Genomic DNA, 25,814 nt, shown 5'->3' with positions numbered 1-25,814 from the left:
TGTTGTTTTTGTGAGGTGAAATTATCTTCATTGCTTGAACTTTTCTATCTTTTCTTATCTTTTCTTCCTCCTCGCTAAAAAAAGCCTACCTAGTTCACAAATGTTGCAAAAAAGTAGCTTTACCTTGTCAAAAAGTAAGGTTTTCTTTATCATTTATGGGTTAAAACAGCAGTGTAACTAAGTATGAACAAACTCTTTGGTTTTATTGGGAGTTTTTAGTCTTGGAATTCTGTTGTATCAAACCTTAAAAGTTAGCCGCAGCTCGAAAATGTATGGACATAATAAAAACTATATAAAGAGCAAATGGGAGAAAGTTGGATGAGCAATGCGCCAGTGAGTAATGGTCGACGTCGTTTCTTGACTGCAACAACAGCTGTTGTTGGTGGTTTAGGGGCAGTGGCGGTGGCCGTACCTTTTATTAAATCGTGGAATCCGAGCGCAAGAGCGAAAGCTGCCGGTGCTCCGGTTGAAGTCGATATCAGTAAACTTGAAGATGGGCAAATGGTTCGTGTTGAATGGAGAGGAAAGCCTGTATGGGTTGTTCGTCGTTCAGACGCTCTTTTACAGTCATTAACTGAAATTGATGGTCAACTTCGAGATCCGTCTTCAGGGGAAGAGCAACAACCTGAATATGCACAAAATGCATATCGTTCGATTAAGCCTGAAATATTTTTAGCCGTTGGTATTTGTACTCACCTTGGCTGTTCACCTACCTATTTACCTGACAGTTTTAGTGAACAAGTTGAAGGGGTTAATTCTGGTTTCTTTTGTCCATGTCATGGCTCTAAGTTTGATATGGCTGGTCGAGTATTCCAAGGTGTACCGGCGCCATTGAACCTTGTGGTTCCTAAGCATATGTACCTTAGCGATACTCGTATCCTAGTTGGGGTTGATGAAGGAGGGGAAGCCTAATGCAACCATTACTTGATTGGGTAGAGAAACGTCTACCTGCGATGAATGCATATAAAAAGCATTTATCTGAATATCCAATGCCAAAAAACTTTAATTTTTGGTATTTCTTTGGCTCATTGGCCATGTTAGTTCTTGTTAATCAACTTATTACTGGAATTTGGTTAACCATGAATTACGTTCCTTCTGGTGAAGGTGCGTTTGCTTCTGTTGAATACATCATGCGTGATGTTGATTATGGTTGGCTATTACGTTATATGCACTCAACGGGTGCATCAGCATTTTTTGTTGTTGTATATCTTCACATGTTCAGAGGTTTAATTTACGCGTCCTACCAAAAGCCTCGTGAGTTATTATGGCTGTTCGGCATGTTGATATTTTTAGTTCTAATGGCTGAAGCTTTCATGGGGTATTTACTTCCATGGGGACAAATGTCTTATTGGGGCGCTCAGGTTATTATTTCATTATTTGGTGCAATTCCAGTTATTGGCGATGATTTGACGTTATGGATCCGTGGTGATTATGTAATTTCAGGAGCAACATTAAACCGTTTCTTTGCTTTACATGTTATAGCATTGCCTATTGTATTACTGCTTTTAGTTGTACTGCATGTACTTGCTCTACATGAAGTAGGTTCAAATAACCCTGATGGTATTGAAACTAAATTACCAAAAGGAAAAGATGATAAAGGCGATCATACAACACAGTTTAAATTTCACGAATATTACACTAAGAAATATAACATTATTGATTCAGTTCCTTTCCATCCGTATGGGACAGTGAAAGATATGATCGGTGTGGCAGGTTTCTTATTCTTCTTCTGTTATGTGCTGTTTTTTAACCCTGAAATGGGTGGCTACTTCCTTGAAGGACCTAACTTTGAAGCAGCAAACCCATTGAAAACACCTGAACATATTGCTCCAGTTTGGTATTTCACTCCGTTTTATGCCATTTTGCGTGCGGTACCTGATAAGTTAATTGGTGTTGCTGCTATGGGAGCATCAATTGTCGTACTTTTCCTTCTTCCATGGTTAGACCGTTGTAAAGTTCGTTCATATCGTTACCGTAGTAAGCTGCATTTATTGAATATTGCACAGTTTACAGTGAGCTTTATTGCTCTTGGTATCTTAGGTGCATTACCAGCTACAACGTTGTACACACTATTGGCTCAAATCTTCAGTCTGACTTATTTTATGTTCTTTGTTCTGCTATTTGTTTACAGCAAAAATGAAGCAACAAAACCATTACCAGAGAGGGTGACATTCAAATGAGAAAGTTGATTTTAGTGCTTTTTGCTTTGTTGCCATCAATGGCAATGGCTGCTGGAGCTAACATCCCATTAGATAAAGCAAATAATGATATTCGCGATCAAGCATCACTACAAAATGGCGCGAAGTTATTTATGAATTATTGTGCAGGTTGTCATTCAACTCAATACCAACGTTATGGCAGGGTGGCTGAGGATCTTGGGATCCCTGTAGACTTAATGATGGATAATCTTGTTTTTGATCCAAATGCCAAAATTGGTGATTTGATGGAAAATGCGATTCCAGAAAAACAGGCGGCTAATTGGTTTGGTGCTCCACCACCGGATCTCACACTTGTAGCTCGTGTTCGAGGAACGGATTGGTTATATACTTACTTACGTACGTTTTATGCTGATCCAACACGACCATTTGGTGTAAATAATATGGTGTTTCCAAGTGTAGGTATGCCCCATGTTCTTCAAGAGCTTCAAGGGGTAACTACTCCTGTTTATGAAACAACAACCGTAAATGGTGTTGAGCATAAAGTTGTTGTTGGGGTAGAGTCCGATGGAACTGGAGAGCTCAGTTCTGGTGAGTATGACGTAGCGGTTCGTGATTTAGTTAACTTCCTAGAATACTCAGGAGATCCAGTGCAGCTTGAACGTCACCGTTTAGGTTGGTGGGTGATGGGCTTTTTAGTAATATTTGCCTTTGTTTCTTACTTGCTTAAGAAAGAATATTGGCGCGATGTCCACTAATCGTGATATTCTAGATCGTTAATTGTACGCAATGGAGGCTTAGCCTCCATTGTTTTTGTGTCACTATTATTTTAAGAATGAATAATAGATGACAAGCACCAAAAATGCGGTGCTTTTTGCTCCTAGATAAATACCGGAGGGCTCAATGGCTGTTGCTGCCAACAAACGCTCAGTAATGACGCTTTTTTCAGACGCTTCTGACATGTACAGTCATCAAGTACGTATTGTACTTGCTGAGAAAGGAGTAAGTGTTGAAGTTGAATTGGTTGAACCATCCAACTTACCTGCAGAACTTGTAGAATTAAACCCTTACAAAACTGTACCTACACTAGTTGATCGTGAGCTTGCTTTATACAACTCAAATATCATCATGGAATATTTAGATGAGCGTTTTCCTCATCCGCCATTGATGCCTGTTTACCCTGTCGCTCGTGGTAACAGCCGTCTAATGATGCACCGTGTTGAAACTAACTGGTATTCATTAGCGAAGATTGTTGAAGGTGGTTCTTTTGAAGAAGCTGAAGCGGCTCGTGCAAAACTGCGCAATGACTTATTAATGTTAGGTCCAATTTTTGCTGAATATACTTACTTTATGAGTGATGAGTTTAGCCTAGTTGACTGTTATTTAGCTCCGTTATTATGGCGTTTGCCATCAATGGGAATTGAATTATCAGGTCCTGGTGCAAAAGAACTTAAAGTTTATATGAGCCGTGTATTTGAACGTGATTCATTCCTAGCTTCGTTAACAGAAGCTGAGCGTGAACTGCGTTTAACTAACTAATGGATATGAGTTCAATGATGCCGCGTCGCCCATACTTATTACGAGCTTTCTATGAATGGATTGTAGATAATGAGTTAACGCCTCATCTTGTTGTTGATGCAACAATGAACGGTGTTCGAGTACCAGAAGAGTTTGTTCAAGATGGTCAAATCGTTTTAAACGTAGCACCGCACTCTGTTGGTAATCTAGAAATGGGTAATGAAGCGGTAACATTTAATGCTCGCTTCGGTGGTCGTCCACACTCATTAATTCTACCTCTTTATGCTATTCAAGCTATCTATGCCCGTGAGAATGGCGCTGGAACTATGTTTGAACCTGAAGAGGCTTATGAATTAACATCTGATGAAGGCATTTTTGAAGAAGAGACATTAAGTTCAGTTTCAGAACAACATCCTTCATCAGAAGATAAACCTGAGTCACCACGTCCTACTGGTCGTCCAAGTTTACGAGTAGTTAAATAGTATGATGCTATTAAATTAATTGTATTAAAAAGCCTGCATTACGCAGGCTTTTTTATTTGTTCTATCTTATTTAAAGATATTATTTTTCTACACTGCCACCTTGGCCATATTCAAAGGCTTTTATTACACCTTTGACTCCTTTGATATTACGAGCGATATCTGCAGCAATGTCACCTTGCTCTTCTGTCACAAATCCCACTAAGAAGACTTCTTGGGCCTCGGTAAATACACTAACCTTAATGCCATTTAATTCAGATTTAGCAAGTAAAGATGATTTTACCTTTGTGGTAATCCAACTGTCGTTATTCACTTGTGTAAAGGTTAACAAAGGACGAATTCGAATTTGGTTATAAACAATATTAACCCCATTCATTGCTTTAATTTGCTTCTCAAATTTTTGATTTATTTGAGCATCTTTAGCTTGTCCCATTAAAAGTATTTTACCATCATAGGAAATAGCGTTGACTCGCATATTATATTGATAAGGAGATTTGTTCGCTAAGCCTGTTGCTTCTAATGATCGGTTTTTATCTGACAACTGTTCTTTCATTGAGCGGTTGTCTGTTACTACGGAAGCAGTTGTTGCTGCCCCTGCAATAAATAAACCAGCACACCCTTGTAATAAAGCGGCAGAAAGTAAAAGCGCACTTAATCTAACTAATTTCATATGATTACTCAGAATGTTGTGGGAAGAGAACTTGATCAACAAGATCGCAAATACAATGTAAAGTTAAAAGGTGAACCTCCTGGATACGAGCGACTCGATGAGAAGGGATCCGGATCTCTACATCAGATTCACCTAATAGACCAGCCATTACGCCCCCGTCCATGCCAGTGAGGGCGATAATAGTCATATCACGACTTACCGCTGCTTCCATTGCCTTTAGGATATCTTGACTGTTTCCACTTGTCGATAAGACAAGTAAGATATCACCAGGTTGGCCTAACGCTCTTACTTGCTTAGAGAAAATTTCATCGTAGTTATAATCATTGGCGATTGCTGTCAGTGTCGAAGTGTCTGCGGTTAGTGCCATTGCTGGTAAGCTAGGTCGCTCCGTTTCAAAGCGATTTAATAAACATGATGCGAATTGCTGTGCATTTGATGCTGAACCACCATTACCGCAACATAAAATCTTATTGCCATTTAATAAAGTTGCCACCATTGCTTGAGAAGCATGCATAATATGATCAGGAAGCGCTTCTGCCGCCGCGATTTGAATTTGAATACTTTCAGTAAAGCTTTCTTTGATGTGTTCTAGCATTGTTTACCCTTCAACAATTGCATTTTTGATCCAGTTGATTTCCTTACCTTGAGAGTGGATAGCAACTACATCAAATCTAAAAGATGTATGTTCAACAGAGAGCCCATTTTTCATGAGCCAAAAGAGAGCTGTTCGTTGTAATTTGCGCTGTTTCTGCCATGTTACCATTTCTTGAGCAGAACCGTAATTTGAAGATGTGCGATATTTAACTTCGACAAAGACGAAGGTATCTCGATCTCGCATAATAAGATCGAGTTCCCCTGTTTTAGAATGGAAATTTCGAGCAATGAATATAAGTTGGTGTTGCTCTAGATGACGCTGAGCCACCAACTCATAATATTCACCTTTTGCTCGCTTATTCTGATTTCTCTCCATGAATAGCCCAGCTCATTTGTCGTTGAATTACGCACTCTTTATTAATGCTGAGTTCACCTGTTTTACCATCCATTTCATAGTTATCTACTGCTTTCATTTGTGGTAGTTCAGTGATCAATTGGTAGGCGTCCATACCAAGTGCATGAAGTCGAGTTTCGCCATTACTGCTTTTTGGCCAAAGTTCATCGTATTGATTTTTGAAACTATTATCTTCATTTATTAGTAGTGGGATATCACTAAATTCAATGCCATGAATTTCGACTAATTGAGTTTGGCGTCCGCTGTTACTTCGTGAGCTAGCGTAAAGTTTTGGCGGTGTAATTCCTGGATTTATCGCTACATCGATGAATGGTTTGAGTAATACCAGTTCACTGCTTTTTGCTACCATATAAACAGCATCAATATCTCGACGGCTGCGTGGCTGAGACTCTAATTCCATCCCTGCTAATGCATTCATTTGGTAAATTCGAGCTTGGCTACTTTCAATACCAAATACGCTATTCACTTTTTGTTGTAGTTGCGATTTTGAACCAAAATAACTTATAGACGGCTTTTTGGCTGTTAATTGGTACCATTTATCACTGAATGCTTCGCTTAGGCGTTCACCCATTGTTCCTTGTGGTGCGAGAAATAATGGATGTTTATGACCTTGTTTAAAAAGATGGATCGCAGCCTGTTCAGCCTCTTGCTCTGGAGATAGAGTGAAATAACAGCTGTTTTTATCTACATCAATGTCACTTGGAATATTAAGAGCAAGTTGAGCTATGTTTGAGTTATTTAATGACTGAAATTCTTCTATTTTGCTGCGAACTAAAGGACCGACAACAAATTGAATTTTTTCTTGCTCTAAGGTAGCTATGATATCTTCCATCGATGTGATTTCAGTATCAATGATTTTTAGAGTTGTAAATTCACCACGTTCTTTATCTTCCATCATCATATTGATGAAGCCATCACGGACACGAATACCTTGAGGACCAAAGCGCCCTGATAGAGGTAAAAGTAACGCAACATTTTCAGGGCGAGTAATTTCAACCGCAAGGATATCTAGAACTTCTTGTGGGGTGTAAATCGCGGCAGGATGAGCTGGATTAGCTAATAACCATTCATTTAATGCTTCTTGAAGACGAGTTGGAGAGCGCTTTAGAGTATCAAGGTATGTCGCTAATTGAACCCAGCCATGCAAAATGATTTCGTTATCATCTAATTTAATATCTTGAAGGTTTACAGTGTTTAATGACGATATATTTGTCCAAACTTGAGACCATAATTGTTGCTTTTGATCCTCTGGAGTATAGCGGTCAAGGTTAATTAATTCTCTTGCTGCATTAAGGTTATCGCCGTTAAATAAGTATAATTCATGGCGTAACTTGTAGTATTGAATCCATTGGCTGTCTTCAACTTTCCACCATGCTTGAAAGTTAAGAACTTGAAGAGCTTCTTCGTACTTATTCTGTGTTTTAAGCATTGTTGCTCGGCTTAATTGAACTTCAGCTGTTTGAGAGGGAGACAGTTGCAAGCCTGCTAATCGCGTCAGTAATTTATTTGCTAGCTCAAAATTTTGTTCTTGCACTGATGCTTTTAATCCCATGATCAGGAAATCAGCTTGAAGCGTACTTTGTTTTTTATCCGCTTTTAAAATGTATGCAGAGCTAGTTTCTGATGGTGATTGTGTAATATCGAGACGTTCAGGTGCTTTTGGTGAACTTGAACATGCAGCTAATGTTAGCGCTAAGGCTACAGGAGCTATAAGGCGTGTTACACTGTTCTTTCTAAGGGTCATATTTGCCATGGGTAATATACTGGTCCTACTAAAAAGGGCTGTTGTTACTATGGATGCTAATCACCCGAACAGCTAAAATATTATTTTCATTATAGTGATGTCTACTCATATTCCCTATATTAATCGCAGAAGAGATAGTAAACAAATGACAGATCACAATTTATCTGTGGTAGAGACTGCAACTTTGTACATTGTTCCTACACCAATCGGTAATTTAGGAGATATAACGCAACGAGCTTTGGAAGTTTTAAAGTCCGTTGATTTAATTGCTGCTGAAGATACTCGACATACAGGCAAATTATTGTCTCACTTTGGTATTTCTAGTCAAACATTTGCATTACATGATCATAACGAACAGCATAAAGCAGACCTGTTGATCAGTAAATTACAACAAGGTAAATCTATTGCCCTTGTCTCAGATGCGGGAACTCCATTAATTAGTGATCCAGGTTACCATTTGGTGAACCGTTGTCGTCAAGCAAATGTCAATGTTGTGCCATTACCTGGTGCTTGTGCTGTTATAACAGCATTATCAGCGGCAGGTTTACCTTCTGATCGTTTTAGCTTTGAAGGGTTTTTACCGCCAAAAAGTAAAGGTCGTCGTGATAAATTTGAAGAAATAGCACAAGCAGAACGTACGTGTATTTTTTATGAGTCGCCACATCGTATTATGGATTCATTAGAAGATATGTTGACGGTTCTTGGTGCTGAAAGACAAGTGGTTTTGGCTCGAGAGTTAACTAAAACCTATGAAACGATTTATGGCGCACCGCTAGGCGAATTGATCGAGTGGATAAAAGAAGATTCAAATCGTAAGCGTGGAGAAATGGTTTTATTAATTCATGGCTTCAGAAGTGAAGAAAAAGATGAGCTTCTATTTGAAGCGACACGCTCAGTTTCTATTCTAGTAAAAGAACTTCCGCTTAAAAAAGCAGCAGCAATGGCCGCTGAAATTCATGGTGTGAAGAAAAATGCCCTATATAAATGGGGTTTAGAGCATTTAGATTAAGATAATTGCTAAAAAGAGGTGGTAACTTATAACTGACTCTTATATCATTCGCGTCAGGAGCTGACTCGGTAATCGCTGCTTCATTGATGTCCTTCGGGAGACTGATGAAGGGGAGGAAAGTCCGGGCTCCATAGAGCAGGGTGCCAGGTAACGCCTGGGGGGCGCAAGCCTACGACAAGTGCAGCAGAGAGAAAACCGCCGATGGCTTAATCTTCTTTATTCTTCGGAATAGGAAGTAAGCACAGGTAAGGGTGAAAGGGTGCGGTAAGAGCGCACCGGGCGTCTAGTAATAGTGCGTTGCAAGGTAAACTCCACCCGGAGCAAGATCAAATAGGCCCTCACATAGCATTGCTCGTGTTTGGGGGCGGGTAGATTGCTTGAGCCTGTGAGCGATTGCAGGCCTAGACGAATGGTTACCACCGCGCAAGCGGGACAGAACCCGGCTTATATGTCGGCTCCTAACTTAGCCCACCATAGTACTATTTCGGTAGTGTTATGGTGGGCTTTGTGCTTTCTGCTACATTGGTTTAGAATTATCACTAATTTGACACACATCTCTGCATTTTTAGTTTACACTTCCAACTAAAATTCAGTCGCTTATTCTCATAATTACGGTAGTAAATACTCACTATGTCTGAACAATTTCAACACGTATCCGTTCTTCTTCATGAATCTATTGATGGCTTAGCTATTAAACCTGATGGTATCTATATTGATGGTACTTTTGGTCGTGGTGGTCACAGTCGTCAAATTTTATCGCGATTAGGTGAAAACGGACGTTTGTACAGTATTGACCGAGATCCTCAAGCGATAGCTGAAGCGAAAACAATTACTGATCCTCGATTCAATATTATTCATGGTCCATTCTCAGGTTTAAAACAATATATTGAAGAGTTAGATTTAGTTGGTCAGATTGATGGTGTTCTGCTTGATTTAGGTGTGTCGTCTCCTCAATTAGATGATGCTGACCGTGGCTTTAGTTTTATGAAAGACGGTCCTTTGGATATGCGAATGGACCCGACATCAGGTATGCCTGTATCTCAGTGGTTACTGGATGCTGATGTGGAAGATATTACGTGGGTTATTCGTGAATTTGGTGAAGATAAGCACGCGTGGCGCATTGCAAAAGCTATTGTTGCTTATCGTGAGAATGAAGAAAACGAGCCGTTAACACGCACAAGCCAATTAGCTAAATTAATTTCAGATGTTGCTCCTAAGAGCTATAAAGAAAAAAAACACCCAGCAACACGTACTTTCCAAGCTTTCCGTATTTATATTAATAGTGAGTTGGATGAGATTGATACCGCGTTAAATGGTGCCCTTGATGTTTTTTCTCCTGGCGGTCGCTTATCAGTAATCAGTTTCCATTCATTGGAAGATCGTATGGTTAAGCATTTCATTCGTAAAGAAAGTCGAGGGCCACAAGTTCCTCATGGTTTACCATTAACAGAAGCGCAAATTAAAGCGTTAGGCAGCGCAAAAATGAAAGCTGTTGGTAAAGCAATTAAACCCACCGATAATGAAGTTGACGTTAATGTTCGTTCACGCAGCTCTGTATTGCGTATCGCTGAGCGCTTATGAGTCAAAATACCTCACCACAGTCTAATTTAACAAAAATGATTGGCCTAGACCTTTTTGGTGTAGGTCGGTTTCATACTATCTTATTAATATGCATATTTTTTAGTGCTATTTGTGTTGTTTTAGCTACACACAATACCCGTCAAATGGCTGTTAAACGAGAGAATTTGTTACTTGAAAAAGACATTTTAGATGGTGAATGGCGTAATTTGATTTTAGAAGAAAGTGCATTAGCGGAACACAGTAGAGTGCAGTCTCGCTCTGTTGATGAACTGAATATGGAACGACCGGCACCGGATAAAGAAGTCATAATTAAACTACGATGAAATTACCAAATAGAAAAAAAAATAATAAACGAATCACCAAAGCGCCGCCGACTCTTATTCAGTGGCGCTTTGGCGTTATTGTTTTCTTTGTTTTTGTCGCATTAGCTATCCTAATTGCAAGGGCTGCTTATATCCAAGTTATTGAACCTGATAACTTGATTAAGCAAGGTGATATGCGTTCAATTCGAGTTAAATCCCTTCCTTCTGCTCGTGGCATTATTTCAGATCGAAATGACGAACAACTAGCTGTGAGTGTTCCTGTTGATGCGGTTTGGGCTGATCCTGTTGCCATTTATAAAGCAGGAGGTTTGGTTGAAGTCGAACGTTGGTATGCTTTAGCTGATGTGTTAGGTCTCAAACGTAAAGAGCTATTGAGTAAAATTGAGAAAAATAAAAAACGTCGTTTTATTTATCTTCAACGTCAAATCTCGCCAGCAGTTGCCTCTTATATTCGCAAATTAAAATTATCAGGCATTGGTCTGAAAGCGGAATCTCGTCGTTACTATCCAACTGGTGAGATCAGTGCTCATGTTATTGGTGTAACGGGGATTGATAGTCATGGTTTAGAAGGCATTGAAAGCAGTTATGATGGATGGTTAACTGGTGAGCCAGGTCGACGAACTGTACGAAAGGATCGTTATGGGCGAGTGGTTGAGAATATTTCGCTAAAAGAAAAGCAAGAAGGTAAACCGCTTACTCTTAGTATTGATCAGCGCTTACAAGCGATTGCTTACCGATCTATTAAACAAGCTGTTGCAGATTATCGTGCCATGTCAGGCTCTGTTGTTATGATCGATATTAAAACTGGTGAAGTGTTAGCTATGGTGAATGCACCATCGTATAACCCAAATGACAGAAGCCAATTACAAAGCTTTAGAATGCGAAATCGAGTGATTACCGATACGTTAGAACCAGGCTCAACGGTTAAGCCTTTTGTCGTATTAGCCGCTCTAGATGGTGGGACTGCAAATTTAAATACCATCGTAGATACGGGCAATGGCATTATGCGAATTGGTGGTAGTCGTGTTCGTGATAGTTCTAAAGTAGGTAAAGCCGATTTAACTACGATATTAAAGAAATCAAGTAACATAGGTGTTGCTCATCTGGCTCTCGGTATGCCTTTACAAGAACTTTTAGGTGAATACAGCGCTGTTGGCCTTGCTGATCCATCAGGGCTGAATCTTATCGGCGAGGCTACAGGAATTTTCCCTGATCGTCGTCGTTGGTCTGATTTTGAAATCGCTACATTAGCCTTTGGATATGGTCTTTCTGTTACTCCTATTCAATTAGCTCACGCATATGCCACGCTAGGTGCTTATGGAGAGTATCGTCCGTTATCTATTTTAAAAACCACAGGACCGACACCCGGTAAGCAAGTGGTTAATCGTCAACATGCTAAAGCCGTATTAGAAATGATGGAAACCGTAACTCAACCTGGCGGTACAGCAACTAAGGCTGCCGTTCCTGGGTATCGAGTGGCGGCGAAAACGGGTACGTCTCGTAAAGCGGTTCGTGGTGGTTATAGTGATGAATATATGACGGTTACGGCGGGCGTTGCTCCTGTGAGTAATCCTAGAATTGCATTAGTTACCATTGTTAACCAACCGCAAGGCGATGAGTATTATGCAGGTCAAGTTGCGGCGCCGATTTTTGGTCAAGTAATGAAAGATGCACTACAAATACTAAATGTAGCGCCAGACGAAAGTACCGTAAAACATATCGATGTATTGAATTAGGAAAGGGATGATGCAGTTATCTGAATTAGTATTACCTTGGTGTGAATTAAATCAAACCGTTGAAATATCATCCATAACATTGGACAGTCGCCAAGTATCTGTTGGTAGTCTATTTGTTGCAATTAAAGGTCACGCTATTGATGGTCGACAGTTTATTTCTACTGCGATTGAGAGTGGTGCTTCAGCGGTTTTAGCCCAAAGTGATGAACTTAATATTGAAGGTACGATTAATTACGTTGATCAAGTACCTATTATATATATTAATGAGTTATCAATAGAATTAAGTGCGCTTGCTGGTCGCTTTTATCAAGCTGATAAGCGAAAAATGAAACTAGTCGGTATTACTGGCAGTAATGGTAAAACAACCATTTCTCAAATTATTGCACAATGGGCAACCCTATTGGATACCCCTGCAGGCGTTATGGGAACCACTGGCAACGGTTTATTATCGGATTTAAAACCAGCATTAAATACGACTGGTAGCCCTATTGAAATTCAGCAAACATTAAGTGAGCTTGAGGGGGTTGGTGCTGAATTAACCGCATTAGAGATCTCTTCTCATGGGTTGGTGCAAGGACGAGTAAACGCACTGAACTTTGATGCTGCTGTATTTACCAATTTAAGCCGTGACCATTTGGATTATCATGGTGATATGGTCAACTACGCTGAAGCTAAGAAGTTACTCTTTACCTCCCATCATCCTAAATATTCAATTATCAATGCAGATGATATCGTTGGTGCTTCTTGGTTAAAAGAGATTCCTTATGCGATTGCAGTGTCCTTAAATGAAGAAAGTGTTGAAAATCATTCTGGTAAAAAAGTTTTTGCTACCTCTGTCGCTTATTCTTCTGAGGGGATTCAGCTATCCCTTGATTCCGATTGGGGAAAGGCTGATTTATCTGTTCCGTTAATCGGTGCATTTAATGCGAGCAACGTGCTTGTCGCTTGTGCAACTCTACTTTCTCTAGGTTATGACATTCATTCTCTAGAAAAAACAGCCCCTAAATTAACAGCCGTTATCGGACGAATGGAGTTATTTACAGCAACAGGAAAGGCGAAAGTTGTTGTTGATTATGCTCATACACCAGATGCTCTTGATAAGGCATTACAAGCGTTACGAGTACATTGTGAAGGTCAGCTTTGGTGTATTTTTGGTTGTGGTGGCGATAGAGATACAGGTAAGCGACCAATGATGGCCAGTATTGCTGAGCAGCAAGCTGATGTTATTATTCTAAGTGATGACAATCCTCGCTCTGAAGAACCAAGTTTAATAATTAAAGATATGTTAGCAGGATTAAATAAACCAGAAGCTGTAAAAGTTATCCATGATCGCTTCGAAGCTTGTAAGTATGCGTTATCTCAAGCAAGAGAAAACGATATTATTTTGCTAGCAGGCAAAGGGCATGAAGACTATCAAGTGCTTGCTAATAACACTATTCACTACTCAGATCGTGAAAGTGCACAGACATTATTAGGACTACTATCATGATAGAAATGACATTAAATCAGATTGTGGCACTATGCGACGGTCAGCTAATAGGTACAGACTGCCAAGTTGTATCGGTATCTACAGACAGTCGAAATATAGATGAAAATGGACTTTTCGTTGCATTAATTGGTGAGCGTTTTGATGCTCATAATTTTGCAAAGACAGCTCAAGAGCAAGGTGCTGTTGCGCTTCTTGTTTCTCGTCAATTAGACAGTGAACTACCTCAAGTTATTGTTAAAAATACACAAAAGGCACTTGGTTTGATTGCAGCTAATGCTCATAAGCAATGTGATACCTTTACGTTCGCATTAACAGGGAGTTGTGGCAAAACAACAGTTAAGGAAATGCTGGCTTCGATCTTACAGCGTTCTGGTAATGTATTAGCTACTGCCGGAAATTTTAATAACGAAATTGGTGTACCGCTGACGTTATTACGATCTCGTCCAAGTGATGATTTTGCTGTTATCGAGTTAGGCGCTAACCATCAAAACGAAATTTCATATACGACTCAATTAGCTCGCCCAAATGTCGCATTAGTAAACAATGTTGCAGCTGCACATTTAGAAGGTTTTGGCTCTTTAAAAGGAGTTGCGAAGGCTAAAGGTGAGATCTTTGAAGGTTTACAAGAAGATGGCGTTGCTATTTACAATTTAGAAAGTAATGGCTTACCAGAGTGGTCATCATTATTTGATGGTAAGACGGTATTATCTTTCTCTATGGATAATGTTACAGCAGACTTTTATGCATCAAATATTGAGGTGAACTCTATTGGTGAGTCAACTTTCATGCTGAATACTCCGATTGGTGGTATTAGCGTATCTCTGGCTGTTATTGGCAAGCACAATATTGCAAATGCGGTTGCTGCGACTGCATTAGCACTTCAAGCAAATTGTTCATTAAAAGATATTCAACAAGGGCTCCAAGGGCTAAATAACGTCAAAGGCCGAGTGGCTGTTGAGGTGTTAGCGTCAGGTTTGAAAGTTATTGACGATACTTACAATGCCAGTGTTCCAGCAGTTAAAGCCGCAATCGATCTCCTTGGTGAGTTTAATGCTCAGCGTTGGCTTGTTTTAGGTAATATGGCTGAGCTTGGCGAAGAAAGCCTTGCACTTCACCGAGAAGTTGGTGAATATGCTGCCCCATATCAATTCGAGCAAGTACTTACTTTTGGTGACGATACCAAAGTGATCAGTGAATTATGCAATGGTCACCATTTTGAAACTCGTAATGCTTTAAATAAATACTTACTGAAAGAATTACAATTAATTAAAAATAATGAGGTTACCGTGTTAGTAAAAGGTGCCAATAGTTCACGTATGAGCGAAGTGGTTTCTGCTCTTAAGGAGTGTCAGTAATGATTATCTGGTTATCTAACTTTCTAGAGCAATATTTCCCGTTTTTTCGTTTATTCGAATACCTTAGTTTTCGAGCTATTTTAAGTATTATCACTGCATTATCTATTTCGCTATGGATGGGACCAAAATTAATTCGATGGTTACAGAACCTACAAATAGGTCAAGTAGTTCGTGATGATGGTCCTGAGTCACATTTTAGTAAGCGTGGTACGCCAACAATGGGCGGTATCATGATTCTTACTGCGATTACAGCGACTGTATTTTTGTGGGCAGACCTTACTAACCCTTATGTATGGGCAGTTATGTTTGTATTGCTAGGTTATGGAGCGGTCGGTTTTGTTGATGATTATCGTAAAGTTGTTCGTAAAAATACTGATGGTTTGATTGCTCGTTGGAAGTATTTTTGGCAGTCAGCAATTGCGTTAGTGGTTGCTTTTGCTTTATATGCTTACGGCAAAGATACGGCAGCAACACAGTTAGTCGTTCCTTTCTTTAAAGAAATAATGCCTCAACTTGGTCTTGCTTATATCCTTCTGACTTATTTCGTTATTGTGGGTACAAGTAATGCTGTAAACCTAACAGATGGTTTAGATGGTTTAGCTATTATGCCTACGGTATTCGTTGCAGCAGGTTTTGCCTTTATTGCATGGGCAACAGGTAATGTGCAATTTGCGAATTACCTACATATTCCACATATTCCACAAGCAAGTGAGTTGGTTGTTGTGTGTGCAGCTATTGTTGGTGCTGGTTTTGGTTTCTTATGGTTTAACACTTACCCTGCGCAAGTATTCATGGGCGATGTAGGTTCATTAGCACTCGGTGGAGCATTAGGTACGATTGCGGTATTAGTTCGACAAGAGTTCTTATTAGTGATCATGGGTGGTGTATTTGTTGTTGAAACATTATCGGTAATCTTACAGGTTGGTTCATACAAATTACGTGGACAACGTATTTTCCGTATGGCACCAATTCATCATCATTACGAATTAAAAGGTTGGCCAGAGCCTCGTGTTATTGTACGTTTCTGGATTATTTCTATGTTATTGGTTCTTATTGCATTAGCGACGTTGAAGGTACGTTAATATGACTGGTTTTGGTGGTGTGAAAAGCGTTGTTGTCGTTGGGTTAGGAATGACAGGATTATCTGTTGTTAAGCATTTACTTAGACAACCAGAAGCGTTAATAGTCAAAGTTATTGATACTCGTGAAACGCCACCAGGCCAAGAACAACTTCCTGAGAATGTTGAGTTATATTCAGGTGGTTGGCAACAAGAGTGGCTCTTAGAAGCGGATCTCATTGTTACCAATCCTGGTATTGCTCTTGCTTCTCCTCAATTGCAGCCAGCGATTAAAAAGGGTACGCCAATTGTTGGTGATATCGAACTTTTTGCTTGGGCAGTAACTGCTCCTGTGATTGCAATTACAGGGTCTAATGGTAAAAGTACAGTCACTGACTTAACTAGTGAAATGGCGAATGCTGCTGGCGTTAAAACAGCTGTTGGTGGCAACATAGGTTTTGCTGCGCTTGATCTATTAGAACAAGACGCAGAGCTTTATGTACTTGAGCTATCCAGTTTTCAATTAGAAACAACTTCATCGTTAAACTTAAAAGCAGCTGCATTCTTGAATTTATCCGAAGACCATATGGATAGATATCAAGGTATGGCTGATTATCGTCAAGCAAAGTTGCGTATTTTTGATAATGCAGACGTATGTATTGTTAACCGTGATGACAAAGAAACGCACCCAGAGACCAAAGAAAAACCAGTAAAAAGTTTTGGTTTTGATGAAGGTAACTATGGTTGTGTTATTCAAAATGGGGTTAATTATTTAGCGATTAACTCAACACCTATCATTGCTGCGAGTGAATTAGGACTTGTTGGTAAACATAATATTGCGAATAGTTTAGTTGCGATTGCATTACTAGATGCCGTAGGAATTAAAATTGCTTCAGCATTAGAAATATTAAGAACTTACAATGGGTTGACACATCGATGCCAAGTGGTAGCTGATAATAAAGGTATTCGTTGGGTCAATGACTCAAAAGCTACAAATGTTGCAAGTACGCTTGCTGCGTTATCTGGTCTAAAGATTGATGGTAAATTGCATTTGTTAGTTGGTGGTGTAGGTAAAGGCGCAGATTTTTCTGAGTTATCTCCTGCATTACATGATTTGAACTTAATGATGTATTGTTTTGGTGAGGATGGTGAGCAGTTTCTTTCTTTAGACCCTCGTTCTCTGCAATGCCAAACAATGGATGAAGCTATAGATATTCTATTTCCTACCTTAACCGAAGGAGATATGGTTATGTTATCTCCTGCGTGTGCTAGTTTTGACCAGTATGCAAATTTTATGGCTAGAGGTGATGCATTCACTCAACTAGCAAGACAGTATTCAACTGAGAGTTAATTTTGATATTTGACCGCATTAAAAAATGGACATTATCAGCTCAGGATTGGTGTTTGACACCATCCCCTAAAGTGATGTTTGATCGCCAGTTAATCTGGATTGCTTTAGGATTAATGTTAACTGGCCTTGTTATGGTTGGTTCTGCATCATTTCCAATCAGTACTCGCCTGACTGGGCAGCCATTCCATTTTATGATGCGTCATATGCTATTTGTCTGCTTAGCACTTGGAGCTTCCTCTATTGTATTACGTATAAAATTGGATACCTGGTTGAAATACAGTAGTCACCTATTGTTGATTTCTTTTTTATTACTCGCTGCTGTTTTAGTTATCGGTAAATCGGTAAACGGTGCAGCACGTTGGCTGCCGTTAGGGATCTTTAACTTACAACCAGCAGAAGTTGCAAAACTCTCTTTATTTGTATTTATCTCTGGTTATCTTGTTCGTCGCCATGGCGAAGTAAGAGATAGTTTTAAAGGATTTGTTAAACCCTTAGTCGTGCTTATTGGTCTTGCTTTTTTCTTATTATTACAACCAGACTTAGGTACAACTATCGTAATGTTTGTTACGACTATCGGTATGTTATTTATTGCTGGCGCTAAATTATGGCAGTTCATAGCGTTGGTGATGAGTGGTATTTCACTCGTTATAGTTCTGATTATTGCTGAACCTTATCGTATGCGTCGAGTGACCTCCTTCCTAGACCCATGGCAAGATCCATTTGGTAGTGGTTACCAATTAACACAGTCTCTTATGGCGTTTGGTCGAGGAAGTTGGCTTGGGGAAGGTCTTGGTAATTCAATTCAAAAATTAGAGTACTTACCTGAAGCTCATACCGACTTTGTGTTTGCTGTTGTTGCAGAAGAATTAGGATTCATAGGGGTATCTTTAGTCCTTATTTTGATATTTTCTTTGGTATTAAAAGCTCTGTTTATTGGCCGAAAATGTTTGCAACATGACCAGCGTTTTGGTGGTTTTTTAGCGTTTGGTATTGGTATTTGGTTTGCCTTCCAAACTTTAGTTAACGTTGGTGCTGCTGCAGGTATTGTTCCAACAAAAGGGCTGACATTACCACTGATTAGTTATGGTGGTTCCAGTTTAATTATCATGTCAGTCGCAGTATCTCTCCTTATTCGTATTGATCATGAGTGTCGTATTTTTTTAGAAAACGAGCCTCCACGGAGCGAAAATGAAGAACAGAAATAAACGTTTATTAGTGATGGCTGGTGGTACTGGCGGTCACGTATTTCCAGGGTTAGCAGTAGCAAAACAACTACAGAATGAAGGCTGGGAAATTCGTTGGTTAGGTACAGAAGATAGAATGGAAGCGGATTTAGTACCAAAGCATGGTATTGAAATTGATTTTATCAAAGTAAAAGGGTTGCGTGGTCAAGGTATTAAGAAACTACTGGCCGCACCTTTTCAAATTTTAGGTGCGATTTTCCAAGCAAAGAAACACATTCAAGCATGGCAGCCAGATGTTGTATTAGGCATGGGTGGTTATGTAAGTGGTCCTGGTGGCATTGCTGCTTGGTTATCTGGTATCCCGGTTGTATTACATGAACAAAACGCCGTTGCTGGCTTAACCAATCAGTGGTTATCTAAAATTGCTAAACGTGTATTTCAAGCGTTTCCGGGTGCGTTTCCAAATGCAGACGTCGTCGGTAATCCAGTAAGAGAAGATGTATGCCGATTGCCTCATCCAAGTGAACGATTTGCTGAACGTAGCGGTCCTATCCGTGTGTTAATCATGGGTGGCAGTCAAGGTGCCCGTATTCTTAATACGACATTGCCAGAAGCATTACCAAAGCTGAATCACGTTGTTGAAATCTGGCATCAAGCAGGTAAAGGAAATCAAGAGACTGTTAATCAAGCATATTGTGATAATGGAATTACAAATGCAAACGTAACGGAGTTTATTGATAACGTAGCTGAAGCTTATGCGTGGGCCGATGTATTGGTATGTCGTTCAGGTGCATTAACGGTATCTGAAGTGTCAGCCGCTGGCGTTGGTTGTGTGTTTATTCCCTTTATGCATAAAGATCGTCAACAAGCATTAAATGCTGATCATCTTGTACAGTGTGGGGCAGCGCAAATGATTGAACAACAAGATTTAACAGTTCAGAGTTTGGTTGCTACACTTAATAGATTAGAGCGAAAAGAATTATTAGAAATGGCATGTAATGCTCGTAAAGCCGCAATTATCGATGCTGATGTACGCGTTGCCAATGCGATAAAAGAACTCGCAAAATAAAAGAATTGAGATTTAAAATGATAAAAGAACAGAAATTGCAATTAGCTGAAATTAGAACCATGATCCCTGAAATGCGCCGCGTTGAATGTATTCACTTTGTCGGTATTGGCGGTGCGGGTATGAGTGGGATAGCTGAAGTGTTATTAAACGAAGGTTATCACATCAGTGGTTCAGACCTGGCTGAGAATACAGTTACGGTGCGTTTAGCTCAAAAAGGTGCAAAAATATTCTTTGGTCACCACGCTAGCAATGTAGAAAAAGCCAGTGTAGTCGTTGTATCTACAGCAATTGATCCAACAAACCCTGAAATTGTTGCAGCAAAAGAAAACCGAATTCCTGTTATTCGTCGTGCAGAAATGCTAGCAGAGCTGATGCGCTACCGACATGGTATTGCTGTTGCTGGTACACACGGCAAAACAACAACAACAGCATTAACGACTCAAATCTATTCAGAAGCAGGATTAGACCCAACATTTGTAAATGGTGGTTTAGTTAAAAATGCAGGTACTAATGCACGTTTAGGCTCTAGCCGTTTTCTGATTGCAGAAGCTGATGAAAGCGATGCTTCATTTTTGCACCTTCAACCGATGGTTAGTATTGTTACTAATATCGAAGCTGACCACATGGATACCTATGGCGGTGACTTTGAAGTATTAAAACAAACCTTCATTGATTTTCTTCATAATTTGCCATTTTATGGTCAAGCTATTATGTGTATTGATGATGAGGTAGTTAGAGAATTACTTCCTCGTGTTAGCCGTCAAGTTATTACTTATGGTTTCTCAGAAGACGCAGACGTACGTTTAATTAATTACCGTCAAGTTGGTCAACAAAGCTTCTTTACAGTTCAAAGAAAAGATCGCGCTGATTTAGACATTATTCTTAATATCCCTGGCAAGCATAATGCGTTGAATGCAACGGCAGCTATCGCTGTTGCTACAGAAGAAGATGTTGAAGACAGTGCTATTCTTTCTGCATTACTTAATTTTGAAGGAGCGGGTCGCCGCTTTGATCAATTAGGTGAATTTGAAACCGGTAATGGTCATGCGATGTTAGTGGACGATTATGGACACCATCCAACAGAAGTTGATGTAACAATTAAAGCTGCTCGTGCTGGTTGGTCTGAAAAGCGTTTAGTGATGATCTTCCAACCTCACCGTTATAGCCGTACTCGTGATCTTTATGATGATTTTGCGAATGTGCTAGATAATGTTGATGTGCTTATAATGTTGGATGTTTATTCGGCTGGTGAAACACCGATTGTAGGTGCAGATGGGCGAGCATTATGTAGAACTATTCGTGGTAGAGGGAAGATTGATCCTATCTTTGTTCCAAATATTGATGCATTACCACCAGTATTAGCTAATATTATTCAAGAAGGTGACTTAGTTTTGACTCAAGGTGCTGGAGATGTTGGTAAACTAGCAAAACAACTGGCGTCAATGAAACTAAATATTGAAACAATGAAAGAGTTTGGGTAATTATTGTTTAATTAGTTAGAACTTCTAATAAAAATACGAATAATGGGATAGAATCCTCATTGTATTAATAATATGCTATTGGAGATTGGGAATAGAGTGTTTTTGCACCCTATACTTATTAGTAGAATTCATTTTAACGTCACCATAAGGCGATTATTTTGTATAATTGGTTAATGTTGATGTTAGTTTCTAGTACTGTTGTGAAAATAATATGATAAAAACGGTCAAAATGAATACTTCATTTGATAAAGAAGGAGTAAGGAAACACCTGCCTGGTGGTCTTTTTCTTTTTTTAGTCGTAATCATTTCATTATGGCTAGTTATTTCAACAGTAAGTTGGATGACAGATGAAGACAGGTTGCCTTTATCTCATATGATTATTCAAGGGCAGCTAAAGCATATTACTGCGGATGATATTCGTGAAGCGATTGACTCAATGGATTCCATTGGGACATTTATGACTCAAGATGTAAATAAACTGCAAGACGCATTGTTATCACTACCTTGGATCGCTCAGGTATCAGTTAGAAAGCAATGGCCAGAAACGATTAAGGTCTTTGTGGTTGAGAATCAGCCTGAAGCAACATGGAATGATCGAGTAATCGTGAATCCAGAAGGTGTTGTTTTTAATGCACCAATGACTGATTTGATGGAGCCAAAACCTGCATTATTTGGTCCAGAAAATAGCAGTAAAGAAGTCTTGGATTTTTGGCATCAATTACAAAAGCAATTTGCACCATTACATACAAGTGTTCATAGTGTTGCATTAACTGATCGCTTATCTTGGCAAGTCGTCTTAGACAGTGGTATTCGACTTGAGTTGGGTCGTGATTCTCGAGAAGAAAGAATAGAACGATTTATTGCTTTATATAAGCAGTTAGAAAAGAAAAAGAATTCGATAGATTATATAGATCTTCGTTACGATACTGGCGCAGCTGTTGGATGGAAATCCGACAATGTAGAAGATAAAGAAGAGAATTGACATGAGTAAAACGCCAGAAGGCAGTATTATTGTTGGTTTAGACATAGGTACAAACAAAGTTTCAGCATTAGTTGGCGAAGTTTTACCTGATGGCCAAGTGAGCGTTATTGGCTCTGGATCATGTCCCTCTCGTGGAATGGATAAAGGCGGCGTTAACGATCTTGAATCGGTAGTAAAATCAGTTCAAAGAGCGATTGATCAAGCTGAGCTTATGGCTGAATGCACCATTACCTCTGTATTTATTTCTTTATCGGGCAAGCATATTGCTAGTCAAATAGAGAAAGGAATGGGGTCTATTTCTGAAGAGGAAGTGACTCAAGATGATATGGATAGTGTTATTCACACAGCTAAATCCGTTAAGATTGGTGATGAACAGCGTACATTGCATGTTATTCCACAAGAGTTCTCTATTGATGTGCAAAAAGGTATTCGAAATCCAATAGGGTTATCGGGTATGAGAATGGAAGTAAGCGTTCACTTAATTACATGTCATAATGACATGGCGCGAAATATTGTTAAAGCTGTTGAACGCTGTGGTTTAAAAGTCGAACATATTATTTTCTCTGGTTTAGCATCGAGTAATGCGGTAATCACAGAAGATGAGCGAGATCTTGGTGTTTGTGTAGTTGATATCGGCGCAGGTACAATGGATATTGCAATTTGGACTGATGGTTCCTTACGTCATGCAGAGGTTCTTCCTTATGCTGGTAATGCAGTAACCAGTGATATTGCTTATGCGTTCGGCACACCATTTAATGATGCTGAAAAACTTAAAGTTAAATATGGTTGCGCAATTAGCGAGCATATTAATCGCGATGAAACAGTCAATGTTCCTAGTGTTGGTGGTCGACCATCTAGAAGTTTACAACGAAGAATGCTAGCAGAAGTTATCGAACCAAGGTATTCTGAACTGCTAGGTCTTGTAAACCAGCGTATTCTTGCAATTCAAGATAAATTACGCGCTGAAGGAACAAAGCATCATCTTGCTGCTGGTATCGTGTTAACCGGTGGTGGTGCACAAATTGAAGGTTTGGCAGATTGCGCAGAGCGTGTTTTTCAAACTCAAGTAAGAATAGGCCAACCTTTAGAGGTGACAGGCCTGACAGATTACGTAAAAGAACCTTATCAAGCAACAGCGGTAGGACTTTTGCATTACGGTAAAGAAAGTCAATTGCATGACGATGAAGATTATGTGCCAAGTAAGCACCAATCTTTTGCTACCGTAATAAAGAAATTTAAAAATTGGATACTAAAAGAGTTTTAACCTGAGCGAACAGGAAGAAACGGAGAGAACAGATGTTTGAGCCGATGATGGAAATGTCCGACGACGCAGTAATTAAAGTTGTTGGTGTAGGTGGCGGTGGCGGTAATGCTATCGAGCACATGGTACGTGAGTCAATTGAAGGTGTTGAATTTATCAGTGTAAATACTGATGCTCAGGCACTTCGTAAGACTAGTGTAAATACAGTTATTCAGATTGGTGGAGACATCACAAAAGGTTTAGGTGCAGGTGCAAACCCGCAAGTAGGCCGTGATGCAGCTCTAGAAGATCGTGAAGCCCTTAAAGAAGTTCTTGCTGGTGCCGATATGGTATTTATCGCAGCGGGTATGGGCGGCGGTACTGGTACTGGTGCAGCTCCTATCATTGCAGAAGTAGCAAAAGAATTGAATATTCTAACTGTTGCTGTTGTGACAAAACCGTTTAGCTTTGAAGGTCGTAAACGTCTTGCTTTTGCTGAGCAAGGTATTGAAGAGTTATCAAAACATGTTGACTCATTAATTACGATTCCAAACGAAAAGTTACTAAAAGTACTAGGCCGTGGTATCACATTATTAGAAGCATTTGCAAAAGCAAATGATGTTCTACGTAATGCTGTTCAAGGTATTGCTGAGTTGATTACTCGCCCAGGTATGATTAATGTCGATTTCGCCGATGTTCGTACTGTTATGTCTGAAATGGGACATGCAATGATGGGTAGTGGTATCGCAGTAGGTGAAGACCGAGCAGAGCAAGCAGCAGAAGAAGCGATTTCAAGTCCTTTACTGGAAGACATCGATTTAGCTGGAGCTCGTGGTGTTCTTGTTAACATTACTGCAGGTCTTGATATGCGTCTTGATGAATTTGAGACCGTAGGTAATACAGTAAAAGCATTTGCATCAGATAATGCAACCGTTGTTATTGGTACCTCTCTTGACCCTGATATGACTGATGAAATTAGAGTGACGGTTGTTGCTACAGGTATCGGTACAGAAAAAAAGCCTGAAATCACGTTAGTGACAAATAAAGCAGCTGCACCAACTCAACCTGCACCAGTTGCTCAACCTGCAGTTCAGCCACAAGCGAAAGCACCAGTTGTTGAACCAACGGTAGAAAAACCGGCACAAAATGTGCAGGTGACTAAGCCAGCAGCACCGCAAACTACACCATCAACGTCGCCAGCGGCAGGTGTTCAGAATGCAGGTGCAGCGCAAGCTAAGCCAGATCAAAAAGAAGATTACTTAGATATCCCAGCGTTTTTACGACGCCAAGCTGACTAATTAATCATCAAGCGATTTGGTTTTATTGAAAGTTGTGTGCTAGAATATCAGACCAGTTCTTATAATTGGTTTGAAATCAAGCATATTTATAGTTGAGATGAGCATATGATCAGACAACGTACACTGAAAAGTATCGTACAAATGACAGGCGTGGGTTTACACTCAGGTCGAAAAGTCACGCTTACTCTTCGTCCAGCAGCATCAAATACAGGTGTAATTTATCGTCGTACAGACCTTAATCCACCGGTAGATTTTCCTGCGGATCCAGAGTCAGTGCGCGATACGATGCTATGTACAGCGTTAGTTAATGATGAAGGTGTCAGAATCTCAACGGTTGAACACTTGAATGCTGCTTTAGCGGGCATGGGCATTGATAACGTTGTTATTGAAGTTGATGCACCTGAAATTCCAATTATGGATGGCAGTGCAAGTCCTTTTGTTTATCTTTTACAATCTGCGGGTATTGAAGAGCTTAATACGGCGAAGAAATTCATTCGTATTAAGAAACCTGTTCGCATTGAAGATGGTGATAAATGGGCCGAAATTCGTCCTTATAACGGTTTCCGCCTAGATTTTACTATCGACTTCAATCATCCAGCGATTGAATCAGATGACCAAAAGTTAGTGTTTGATTTTTCAAGCCAATCGTTCATCAAAGATATCTCACGAGCTCGTACTTTCGGGTTTATGCGTGATATTGAGTACTTACAATCACAAAACCTATGTTTAGGTGGTAGTTTTGATTGTGCAATCGTACTAGATGATTACCGTATTCTTAACGAAGACGGATTACGTTTTGATAATGAATTTGTAACGCATAAAGTACTAGATGCTGTTGGTGACCTATATATGTGTGGTCATAGTATCTTAGGTGAGTTAAGTGCTTACAAATCAGGTCATGCTCTGAATAATCAGTTACTTCGTGCTGTTCTTGCTGATCAAGAAGCATGGGAGTGGACAACCATTGAAGATGAACAAGAATCACCAGTTGCATTTATGCAGCCAGGAATGGTACTTGCCTAATCCATCATCAAATTAAAAAAGCCAAGCAAATTGCTTGGCTTTTTTGTATCTATCGTATT

General features: G+C 39.7%; 24 protein-coding genes and 1 other RNA gene. 21 read left to right on the top strand and 4 right to left on the bottom strand.

The features are described 5' to 3' along the window. Positions 1 to 318: 318 nt before the first annotated feature. The 5 genes from petA (at position 319) to sspB (ending at position 4,156) form a co-directional block, all read left to right on the top strand. A complete protein-coding gene (gene petA / locus BTO22_RS11050; protein ID WP_105055596.1) occupies positions 319 to 912 on the top strand; it encodes a ubiquinol-cytochrome c reductase iron-sulfur subunit in 594 nt (197 codons plus the stop codon). Further along, positions 912 to 2,180 carry a cytochrome b gene (locus tag BTO22_RS11045; protein ID WP_105055513.1) on the top strand — a complete coding sequence of 423 codons (1,269 nt, stop codon included), beginning with the start codon at positions 912 to 914 and terminating at the stop codon, positions 2,178 to 2,180. Before petA ends, BTO22_RS11045 begins: the two co-directional genes overlap by 1 nt. Further along, on the top strand, positions 2,177 to 2,914 hold the full coding sequence (locus BTO22_RS11040) for a cytochrome c1 (RefSeq protein WP_105055512.1): 738 nt from the start codon (positions 2,177 to 2,179) through the stop codon (positions 2,912 to 2,914). Before BTO22_RS11045 ends, BTO22_RS11040 begins: the two co-directional genes overlap by 4 nt. A gap of 145 nt (positions 2,915 to 3,059) precedes the next feature. Further along, the gene (gene sspA, locus BTO22_RS11035) at positions 3,060 to 3,695 is read left to right on the top strand and encodes a stringent starvation protein SspA (RefSeq protein ID WP_060994080.1); all 636 of its coding nucleotides are present in this window, start codon (positions 3,060 to 3,062) and stop codon (positions 3,693 to 3,695) included. Next, positions 3,695 to 4,156 carry a ClpXP protease specificity-enhancing factor gene (sspB, locus tag BTO22_RS11030; RefSeq protein WP_060994081.1) on the top strand — a complete coding sequence of 154 codons (462 nt, stop codon included), beginning with the start codon at positions 3,695 to 3,697 and terminating at the stop codon, positions 4,154 to 4,156. The genes sspA and sspB overlap by 1 nt, the downstream gene beginning before the upstream one ends. A 79-nt stretch (positions 4,157 to 4,235) precedes the next feature. Here the strand turns inward: sspB and BTO22_RS11025 are convergent, their stop codons facing one another. Genes BTO22_RS11025 through BTO22_RS11010 form a run of 4 tightly spaced genes read right to left on the bottom strand, consistent with a single transcriptional unit; the run spans position 4,236 to position 7,585 of the window. After that, on the bottom strand, positions 4,236 to 4,823 hold the full coding sequence (locus tag BTO22_RS11025; RefSeq protein WP_105055511.1) for a BON domain-containing protein: 588 nt from the start codon (positions 4,821 to 4,823) through the stop codon (positions 4,236 to 4,238). A 4-nt stretch (positions 4,824 to 4,827) separates the two neighbouring features. Continuing rightward, positions 4,828 to 5,418: a phosphoheptose isomerase gene (locus BTO22_RS11020; protein WP_060994083.1), complete on the bottom strand. Its 591-nt coding sequence runs from the start codon at positions 5,416 to 5,418 to the stop codon at positions 4,828 to 4,830. Positions 5,419 to 5,421: 3 nt separating this feature from the next. Then, entirely contained in the window at positions 5,422 to 5,793 is a 372-nt protein-coding gene (locus tag BTO22_RS11015) for a YraN family protein (RefSeq protein WP_061005716.1), read from the bottom strand. Beyond that, on the bottom strand, positions 5,774 to 7,585 hold the full coding sequence (locus tag BTO22_RS11010; RefSeq protein ID WP_105055510.1) for a penicillin-binding protein activator: 1,812 nt from the start codon (positions 7,583 to 7,585) through the stop codon (positions 5,774 to 5,776). Before BTO22_RS11010 ends, BTO22_RS11015 begins: the two co-directional genes overlap by 20 nt. A gap of 136 nt (positions 7,586 to 7,721) precedes the next feature. Between BTO22_RS11010 and rsmI the strand changes: the two genes are divergently transcribed. From rsmI to lpxC, 16 genes are all read left to right on the top strand, one after another. Beyond that, positions 7,722 to 8,585, top strand: a complete 864-nt coding sequence (gene rsmI / locus BTO22_RS11005) for a 16S rRNA (cytidine(1402)-2'-O)-methyltransferase (protein ID WP_181044597.1) — start codon at positions 7,722 to 7,724, stop codon at positions 8,583 to 8,585. Between the two features lie 56 nt (positions 8,586 to 8,641). Beyond that, an RNA gene (gene rnpB / locus BTO22_RS11000) (RNase P RNA component class A) lies at positions 8,642 to 9,048 on the top strand. A gap of 167 nt (positions 9,049 to 9,215) precedes the next feature. Next, on the top strand, positions 9,216 to 10,166 hold the full coding sequence (gene rsmH / locus BTO22_RS10995; protein ID WP_105055508.1) for a 16S rRNA (cytosine(1402)-N(4))-methyltransferase RsmH: 951 nt from the start codon (positions 9,216 to 9,218) through the stop codon (positions 10,164 to 10,166). Then, positions 10,163 to 10,489, top strand: coding sequence for a cell division protein FtsL (gene ftsL / locus BTO22_RS10990; protein WP_105055507.1), 327 nt, complete (start codon positions 10,163 to 10,165; stop codon positions 10,487 to 10,489). Before rsmH ends, ftsL begins: the two co-directional genes overlap by 4 nt. Further along, positions 10,486 to 12,225 (top strand): penicillin-binding transpeptidase domain-containing protein, encoded by a 1,740-nt coding sequence (locus BTO22_RS10985; RefSeq protein WP_105055506.1) that lies wholly within the window; start codon positions 10,486 to 10,488, stop codon positions 12,223 to 12,225. Before ftsL ends, BTO22_RS10985 begins: the two co-directional genes overlap by 4 nt. Before the next feature lie 7 nt (positions 12,226 to 12,232). Beyond that, the gene (gene murE, locus BTO22_RS10980) at positions 12,233 to 13,714 is read left to right on the top strand and encodes a UDP-N-acetylmuramoyl-L-alanyl-D-glutamate--2,6-diaminopimelate ligase (RefSeq protein WP_105055505.1); all 1,482 of its coding nucleotides are present in this window, start codon (positions 12,233 to 12,235) and stop codon (positions 13,712 to 13,714) included. Continuing rightward, on the top strand, positions 13,711 to 15,069 hold the full coding sequence (locus BTO22_RS10975) for a UDP-N-acetylmuramoyl-tripeptide--D-alanyl-D-alanine ligase (protein WP_105055504.1): 1,359 nt from the start codon (positions 13,711 to 13,713) through the stop codon (positions 15,067 to 15,069). The genes murE and BTO22_RS10975 overlap by 4 nt, the downstream gene beginning before the upstream one ends. After that, on the top strand, positions 15,069 to 16,151 hold the full coding sequence (gene mraY, locus BTO22_RS10970; protein WP_105055503.1) for a phospho-N-acetylmuramoyl-pentapeptide-transferase: 1,083 nt from the start codon (positions 15,069 to 15,071) through the stop codon (positions 16,149 to 16,151). Before BTO22_RS10975 ends, mraY begins: the two co-directional genes overlap by 1 nt. Before the next feature lies 1 nt (position 16,152). Continuing rightward, on the top strand, positions 16,153 to 17,478 hold the full coding sequence (gene murD / locus BTO22_RS10965; protein WP_105055502.1) for a UDP-N-acetylmuramoyl-L-alanine--D-glutamate ligase: 1,326 nt from the start codon (positions 16,153 to 16,155) through the stop codon (positions 17,476 to 17,478). Between the two features lie 2 nt (positions 17,479 to 17,480). Beyond that, positions 17,481 to 18,683 carry a cell division protein FtsW gene (gene ftsW, locus BTO22_RS10960; protein WP_105055501.1) on the top strand — a complete coding sequence of 401 codons (1,203 nt, stop codon included), beginning with the start codon at positions 17,481 to 17,483 and terminating at the stop codon, positions 18,681 to 18,683. Beyond that, entirely contained in the window at positions 18,667 to 19,731 is a 1,065-nt protein-coding gene (murG, locus tag BTO22_RS10955; RefSeq protein ID WP_105055500.1) for an undecaprenyldiphospho-muramoylpentapeptide beta-N-acetylglucosaminyltransferase, read from the top strand. Before ftsW ends, murG begins: the two co-directional genes overlap by 17 nt. 17 nt (positions 19,732 to 19,748) lie before the next feature. Beyond that, complete coding sequence (murC, locus tag BTO22_RS10950) at positions 19,749 to 21,212, top strand: UDP-N-acetylmuramate--L-alanine ligase (RefSeq protein WP_105055499.1); 1,464 nt, start codon at positions 19,749 to 19,751, stop codon at positions 21,210 to 21,212. Positions 21,213 to 21,441: 229 nt separating this feature from the next. After that, complete coding sequence (locus tag BTO22_RS10945) at positions 21,442 to 22,194, top strand: cell division protein FtsQ/DivIB (protein ID WP_258132542.1); 753 nt, start codon at positions 21,442 to 21,444, stop codon at positions 22,192 to 22,194. Between the two features lies 1 nt (position 22,195). Next, entirely contained in the window at positions 22,196 to 23,458 is a 1,263-nt protein-coding gene (gene ftsA, locus BTO22_RS10940; protein WP_060994098.1) for a cell division protein FtsA, read from the top strand. A gap of 32 nt (positions 23,459 to 23,490) precedes the next feature. Beyond that, positions 23,491 to 24,732: a cell division protein FtsZ gene (gene ftsZ, locus BTO22_RS10935; RefSeq protein WP_105055497.1), complete on the top strand. Its 1,242-nt coding sequence runs from the start codon at positions 23,491 to 23,493 to the stop codon at positions 24,730 to 24,732. A 105-nt stretch (positions 24,733 to 24,837) separates the two neighbouring features. Continuing rightward, positions 24,838 to 25,755, top strand: coding sequence for a UDP-3-O-acyl-N-acetylglucosamine deacetylase (gene lpxC, locus BTO22_RS10930; RefSeq protein WP_105055496.1), 918 nt, complete (start codon positions 24,838 to 24,840; stop codon positions 25,753 to 25,755). Positions 25,756 to 25,814 lie beyond the last annotated feature (59 nt).

The sequence above is a fragment of the Aliivibrio sifiae genome, assembly GCF_002954705.1.
GTDB classification, from domain to species: Bacteria; Pseudomonadota; Gammaproteobacteria; order Enterobacterales; family Vibrionaceae; genus Aliivibrio; species Aliivibrio sifiae_A.
This window is presented reverse-complemented; position numbering and strand designations above follow the sequence as displayed.

Coding starts and splice junctions, on each gene's coding strand:
- petA (WP_105055596.1), top strand. CDS start 319: ATGAGCAATGCGCCAGTGAGTAATGGTCGACGTCGTTTCTTGACTGCA.
- BTO22_RS11045 (WP_105055513.1), top strand. CDS start 912: ATGCAACCATTACTTGATTGGGTAGAGAAACGTCTACCTGCGATGAAT.
- BTO22_RS11040 (WP_105055512.1), top strand. CDS start 2,177: ATGAGAAAGTTGATTTTAGTGCTTTTTGCTTTGTTGCCATCAATGGCA.
- sspA (WP_060994080.1), top strand. CDS start 3,060: ATGGCTGTTGCTGCCAACAAACGCTCAGTAATGACGCTTTTTTCAGAC.
- sspB (WP_060994081.1), top strand. CDS start 3,695: ATGGATATGAGTTCAATGATGCCGCGTCGCCCATACTTATTACGAGCT.
- BTO22_RS11025 (WP_105055511.1), bottom strand. CDS start 4,823: ATGAAATTAGTTAGATTAAGTGCGCTTTTACTTTCTGCCGCTTTATTA.
- BTO22_RS11020 (WP_060994083.1), bottom strand. CDS start 5,418: ATGCTAGAACACATCAAAGAAAGCTTTACTGAAAGTATTCAAATTCAA.
- BTO22_RS11015 (WP_061005716.1), bottom strand. CDS start 5,793: ATGGAGAGAAATCAGAATAAGCGAGCAAAAGGTGAATATTATGAGTTG.
- BTO22_RS11010 (WP_105055510.1), bottom strand. CDS start 7,585: ATGGCAAATATGACCCTTAGAAAGAACAGTGTAACACGCCTTATAGCT.
- rsmI (WP_181044597.1), top strand. CDS start 7,722: ATGACAGATCACAATTTATCTGTGGTAGAGACTGCAACTTTGTACATT.
- rsmH (WP_105055508.1), top strand. CDS start 9,216: ATGTCTGAACAATTTCAACACGTATCCGTTCTTCTTCATGAATCTATT.
- ftsL (WP_105055507.1), top strand. CDS start 10,163: ATGAGTCAAAATACCTCACCACAGTCTAATTTAACAAAAATGATTGGC.
- BTO22_RS10985 (WP_105055506.1), top strand. CDS start 10,486: ATGAAATTACCAAATAGAAAAAAAAATAATAAACGAATCACCAAAGCG.
- murE (WP_105055505.1), top strand. CDS start 12,233: ATGATGCAGTTATCTGAATTAGTATTACCTTGGTGTGAATTAAATCAA.
- BTO22_RS10975 (WP_105055504.1), top strand. CDS start 13,711: ATGATAGAAATGACATTAAATCAGATTGTGGCACTATGCGACGGTCAG.
- mraY (WP_105055503.1), top strand. CDS start 15,069: ATGATTATCTGGTTATCTAACTTTCTAGAGCAATATTTCCCGTTTTTT.
- murD (WP_105055502.1), top strand. CDS start 16,153: ATGACTGGTTTTGGTGGTGTGAAAAGCGTTGTTGTCGTTGGGTTAGGA.
- murG (WP_105055500.1), top strand. CDS start 18,667: ATGAAGAACAGAAATAAACGTTTATTAGTGATGGCTGGTGGTACTGGC.
- murC (WP_105055499.1), top strand. CDS start 19,749: ATGATAAAAGAACAGAAATTGCAATTAGCTGAAATTAGAACCATGATC.
- BTO22_RS10945 (WP_258132542.1), top strand. CDS start 21,442: ATGAATACTTCATTTGATAAAGAAGGAGTAAGGAAACACCTGCCTGGT.
- ftsA (WP_060994098.1), top strand. CDS start 22,196: ATGAGTAAAACGCCAGAAGGCAGTATTATTGTTGGTTTAGACATAGGT.
- ftsZ (WP_105055497.1), top strand. CDS start 23,491: ATGTTTGAGCCGATGATGGAAATGTCCGACGACGCAGTAATTAAAGTT.
- lpxC (WP_105055496.1), top strand. CDS start 24,838: ATGATCAGACAACGTACACTGAAAAGTATCGTACAAATGACAGGCGTG.